The organism is Mesorhizobium sp. M1182, from assembly GCF_040318335.1.
Classification (GTDB): domain Bacteria; phylum Pseudomonadota; class Alphaproteobacteria; order Rhizobiales; family Rhizobiaceae; genus Mesorhizobium.
Genome location: NZ_JAMYMD010000067.1, coordinates 1 through 3,954 on the forward strand (window position 1 = coordinate 1; position 3,954 = coordinate 3,954).

The following is a 3,954-nucleotide window of genomic DNA, read 5'->3' on the forward strand; positions in this document are numbered from 1 at the left end:
TCGGCAATTTCCTCTTCGCCAACGGGTTTTCCGGTCACGGCTTGCAGCAGGCTCCGGCGGTCGGCAAGGCGCTGGCCGAACTGATAGTACATGGCGGCTATCGCACGGTGGATTGCTCGGCGTTCGGGTACAGCCGGATTGCCGACGGGCGGCCGTTTCGGGAATTGAATGTAATTTAACGCTGGCGCGAAGGGATGCTACCGTTGCTTGGTGGATTAAGCCGCCGCCAAGCCGCCCGTACCAAGATACGCCTGAAGCCAGCCCAGCACCCGGGCCCAGCCTTCGGCATGCTTCGTTGCGGCAGCAGCGATGCCGGCGAAGCCGCCATGGCAGATGGTGACGCGTGTGCCGCCGGCGATCGGCTCCAGCAGCCAGGCGACTTTGGTTTCGCGGCGGCCAAGCGTCGGATGGTCCCAGTCGTATCTCCGCGTCTGCACGATCCGGCGCGGCTCTTCGATCTCCAGGAATTCGCCGCTGGCGGGCAGGTGTCTGCCGGCCGCCGTCTCGACGGTGACGCTCCAGCGGCCGCCGACGCGGAGGTCGGCCGCCCATCCGGTCATCCTGTAGGTCCTGGCGGACCCCCACCAGCGCTCGACCTCGCGTGTAACGAGGGCGTCAAAGATCCGCTCGGGCGGCGCGCGAACATCGGCGCTCGCCATTGGTCATGCTGTGCACCGCGGAACCGTGCACCACCTGTCCTCCAGAAACGTTTCGCTATCGAAACGACCTCAAGCCTTCGACGCCGGGCGCGACAGGCCTTTGCCGGTTTCGAGCAGGCTCTTCAGGCTGGACAGGATGAGCGGCCAGCCGTTCGCCACATGGCCAAGCAGCTTGTGCGGTCCATCGGCTTCATGTGTGATGGCGAGCTTCATCATCTCGCCCTCCTGCTCGATGGCGAAGGTGCAGCGTGTGTAGCCGTCCGCCTTGACCTCGGGCATGAACTCGTTGCGCCATTTGAGCACGATGCGCTTGGGTGGATCGATCTCGAGGACCTCGCCGCTGTCGGTGACGCGGCGTCGGTGTAAACCATCTTCCACGCCGAACCTTGTTTCCAGTCGCTTAGCATCTGAGCGCCGAGGAAATATTGCCGCTGGAACTCCGGCTCGGTCAGTGCTTGCCAGAGTTTTTCGGGCGAAGTGCGGATGTAGGTGACATAAACGAAAGTGTTGCTCATCAGTCTTCCCTTTCGAGACGTTTCTTCAAATCGCCGAGGGCGCCCAGTCGCCCCCGCTCGAATTTGCCGATCCAGCGTTCGGCGATCTCGTTGATGGGAACGGGATTCAGATAATGTTGCTTCTCGCGTCCCTTGCGGATGGTGGCGACGAGGTTTGCTTCTTCCAGGATCGCCAGATGCTTGGTCACCGCCTGGCGCGTCATGTCCATCTCACCGCACAGCGCGTTCAGCGTCTGTCCGTTCCTGGCATGAAGGCTGTCCAGCAATCGCCGGCGTGTCGGGTCGGCCAAGGCCCGAAAGACATCATCCATGCTCATGATCCTAATATGCAACTATTTGGTTGCATGTCAAGAGGCAGAATCTTGGCTAAGGATGCGCGGGTTGAGGTCGCTGGGAGTGGATTTCAGCGCTTGCGGCCGAACCAGAATGCGTTGGGCATGCGCTCCATGCCGATACGCTCATAGAAGCCGACGACGTCGGGCATGGAGATCAGGCTGATGGCAACGGAAGGTCCGAGTTGCCGGCGTGCCTCATCCATCAGACCCTTGCCGATACCCAGCCCTTGCGCCGATGCAGAAACAGCGAACTCGGAGATATAGCAGACCCAGGAAAAGTCGGTGATGCCGCGAGCGACACCAACCAGCGGCTTGCCCGGTGCATCGATGCGCGCGGTGAGCACCAGGTCGGCACTCGTGAGCATCGCCTTCAAACGGGCATGATCATCGACGGGCCGTGTCTCGCCGAGGCCGGATTCCACCAGAACGCGGCGGAACTCGGCGATGCCGAGGCCCGGTTCGCTGGCGTAAAGGATCGTGGATCGCGTTGTCATGTCGACAAAAGTGCACCATGGGCCGGTGGTTTTGAAGCTGTTTTGTACCGATTTTGTGTTTCGATCGACGACGGAAGTCCAAAAACAGCCGTCTTTTATTTGCCCGCGGCATTGTGTAAACCGAGCGCCAGCAATTCCCCGCAACGAGAAGAAGACGGGCAAGAACCATGGAAAAATTCACCAAGCTCACCGGTGTCGCCGCGCCGATGCCGATCGTCAATGTCGACACCGACATGATCATCCCCAAGGATTATCTCAAGACGATCAAGCGCACCGGGCTCGGCACCGGCCTGTTCGCCGAAATGCGTTACAAGGACGACGGCTCGGAAAACCCGGACTTCGTGCTCAACAAGCGGGCCTACCGCAAGGCGCAGATCCTGGTCGCCGGCGACAATTTCGGCTGCGGCTCGAGCCGGGAACATGCGCCGTGGGCGCTGCTCGATTTCGGCATCCGCTGCGTCATCTCGACCTCGTTCGCCGACATTTTCTACAATAACTGCTTCAAGAACGGCATCTTGCCGATCACCGTCAGCCCGGAAGACCTGGAGAAGCTGATGGACGATGCCTCGCGCGGTTCCAACGCGACGCTGTCGGTTGATCTCGAAGCCAAGGAAATCCGCGGGCCGGACGGCGGCGTGGTCAAGTTCGACCTCGACGAATTCAAGCGCCACTGCCTCTTGAACGGCCTCGACGATATCGGCCTGACCATGGAGAAGGCCGGCGCCATCGCTTCGTTCGAGAAGAAGAACGCTGCTGAGCGCCCCTGGGCCTGAGCGGCAGGATGACCTGGCCGGGACAGGCCGGGTTCGTGGCGGCTGAACGGAGGGGACAGTCATGACACGTTCGCTTCTTGCCGGGGTCTGCGCGCTGGCGTGGATTCTGATGCCGGTGGCAGGCGCGCATGCACAGACCGACATGGTGCTCGTGCCGGCTGACGATGCGTCCGGCGGGGCCGCCGACCAGGGCGCATTGAGCAATGCGGCCCTAGCCGACGATGGCAGCCAAGCACCGATCCCGTTCGAGGGCGGCCAGCTGACCATCACCCAGGAGGAAGAGTACGGGGAACGGGTGCTCGCCTTCGACGGCAAGGAACTGGCGCGCAATTACGACGTCTTCTTTGACAAGATCGTCGAGGTCGGCGGCGTCAACGTGGCGCTGGTCGATGTCGGCGATGGTGGCAATCAATGCGGCCCGGCCAAGGTGATCGTTTGGAAGCCGGAAGGCGGCACGATCCAGACGGTCACGGTCGAGCAGGATGAATGCGGCGCGCCGCCGGCCGCGATCTCCGACAGCGCCGTCTATTTCGTACCCTATCTGCTGCCGGGTGATTCCAAGCCGGCGCTGCAATGGTCGCCGACGGCCGGACTGACGACTTCCGGCAATCTGACCTACATGCCGGAGCCGGGCACCGACTGGAAGGACGTTGATCCGTCGAAATACGACAACATCATCGACGCCTTCCACAATGAAGCGGTCTACAAACTAGCCGAGACACTGCTTGGCAAGGACATGCCCGACATGGCGACCAGCCTGCTGGTCGGCGGCGGCACGGAAAAAACCGCGTCGGGCGCCTTTTTTGCCAGCGGCTGCGTGCCGCATGATTGCGGCGGCAATGACGGCTTCATGGCGGTCGACCCGGTCAACCGGAAGCTCTATTTCGCCCGCCGCGGCGACAAGCCCGAGCCGGACGCGTGGCCAGCGGTGAGTACATGGCCGGCCGACGTCAAGGAAGCGCTGGACAAGGCGCTGGGGTCGGCGAATTAGGTTTTTTTGCGCGGCGCGGCGACTACCCTGCTTTCGTCATCCTCGGGCTTGACCCGAGGATCCATGCCGTAACATCGGCCGAAGAACCGTTGTGTCGCTCGGATGTCACGGCATGATGGGGTGGACGGCGCCCGACGGCATCGGATGTGCCAGAATGAGTTCGTTGAGATCTCAAACAAGGGAGCCG

The 3,954-nt window shown here is 62.1% G+C and carries 5 protein-coding genes and 2 pseudogenes; 3 read left to right on the forward strand and 4 right to left on the reverse strand.

Annotation, left to right across the window (positions count from 1 at the left end):
- Positions 1-179, forward strand: a pseudogene (locus NKH33_RS32955) (FAD-dependent oxidoreductase); the annotation flags it as partial.
- Positions 180-215: 36 nt separating this feature from the next.
- On the opposite strand, the gene NKH33_RS32960 reads toward NKH33_RS32955, so the two are convergent.
- The 4 genes and pseudogenes from NKH33_RS32960 to NKH33_RS32975 all read right to left on the reverse strand — a co-directional run bounded on the left by NKH33_RS32960 (position 216) and on the right by NKH33_RS32975 (position 2,003).
- Entirely contained in the window at positions 216-659 is a 444-nt protein-coding gene (locus tag NKH33_RS32960) for an SRPBCC family protein (RefSeq protein WP_352923706.1), read from the reverse strand.
- A 69-nt stretch (positions 660-728) separates the two neighbouring features.
- Positions 729-1,174, reverse strand: a pseudogene (locus NKH33_RS32965) (SRPBCC domain-containing protein).
- Positions 1,174-1,485, reverse strand: a complete 312-nt coding sequence (locus tag NKH33_RS32970; protein WP_352770332.1) for an ArsR/SmtB family transcription factor — start codon at positions 1,483-1,485, stop codon at positions 1,174-1,176. The pseudogene NKH33_RS32965 and the gene NKH33_RS32970 overlap by 1 nt, the downstream one beginning before the upstream one ends.
- A gap of 92 nt (positions 1,486-1,577) precedes the next feature.
- Positions 1,578-2,003 carry a GNAT family N-acetyltransferase gene (locus tag NKH33_RS32975; protein WP_352923709.1) on the reverse strand — a complete coding sequence of 142 codons (426 nt, stop codon included), beginning with the start codon at positions 2,001-2,003 and terminating at the stop codon, positions 1,578-1,580.
- Between the two features lie 167 nt (positions 2,004-2,170).
- On the opposite strand from NKH33_RS32975, the gene leuD reads away from it, so the two are divergent.
- Positions 2,171-2,776 (forward strand): 3-isopropylmalate dehydratase small subunit, encoded by a 606-nt coding sequence (leuD, locus tag NKH33_RS32980; protein WP_352773406.1) that lies wholly within the window; start codon positions 2,171-2,173, stop codon positions 2,774-2,776.
- Positions 2,777-2,837: 61 nt separating this feature from the next.
- A complete protein-coding gene (locus tag NKH33_RS32985) occupies positions 2,838-3,767 on the forward strand; it encodes an Ivy family c-type lysozyme inhibitor (RefSeq protein WP_352923711.1) in 930 nt (309 codons plus the stop codon).
- Positions 3,768-3,954: the final 187 nt, after the last annotated feature.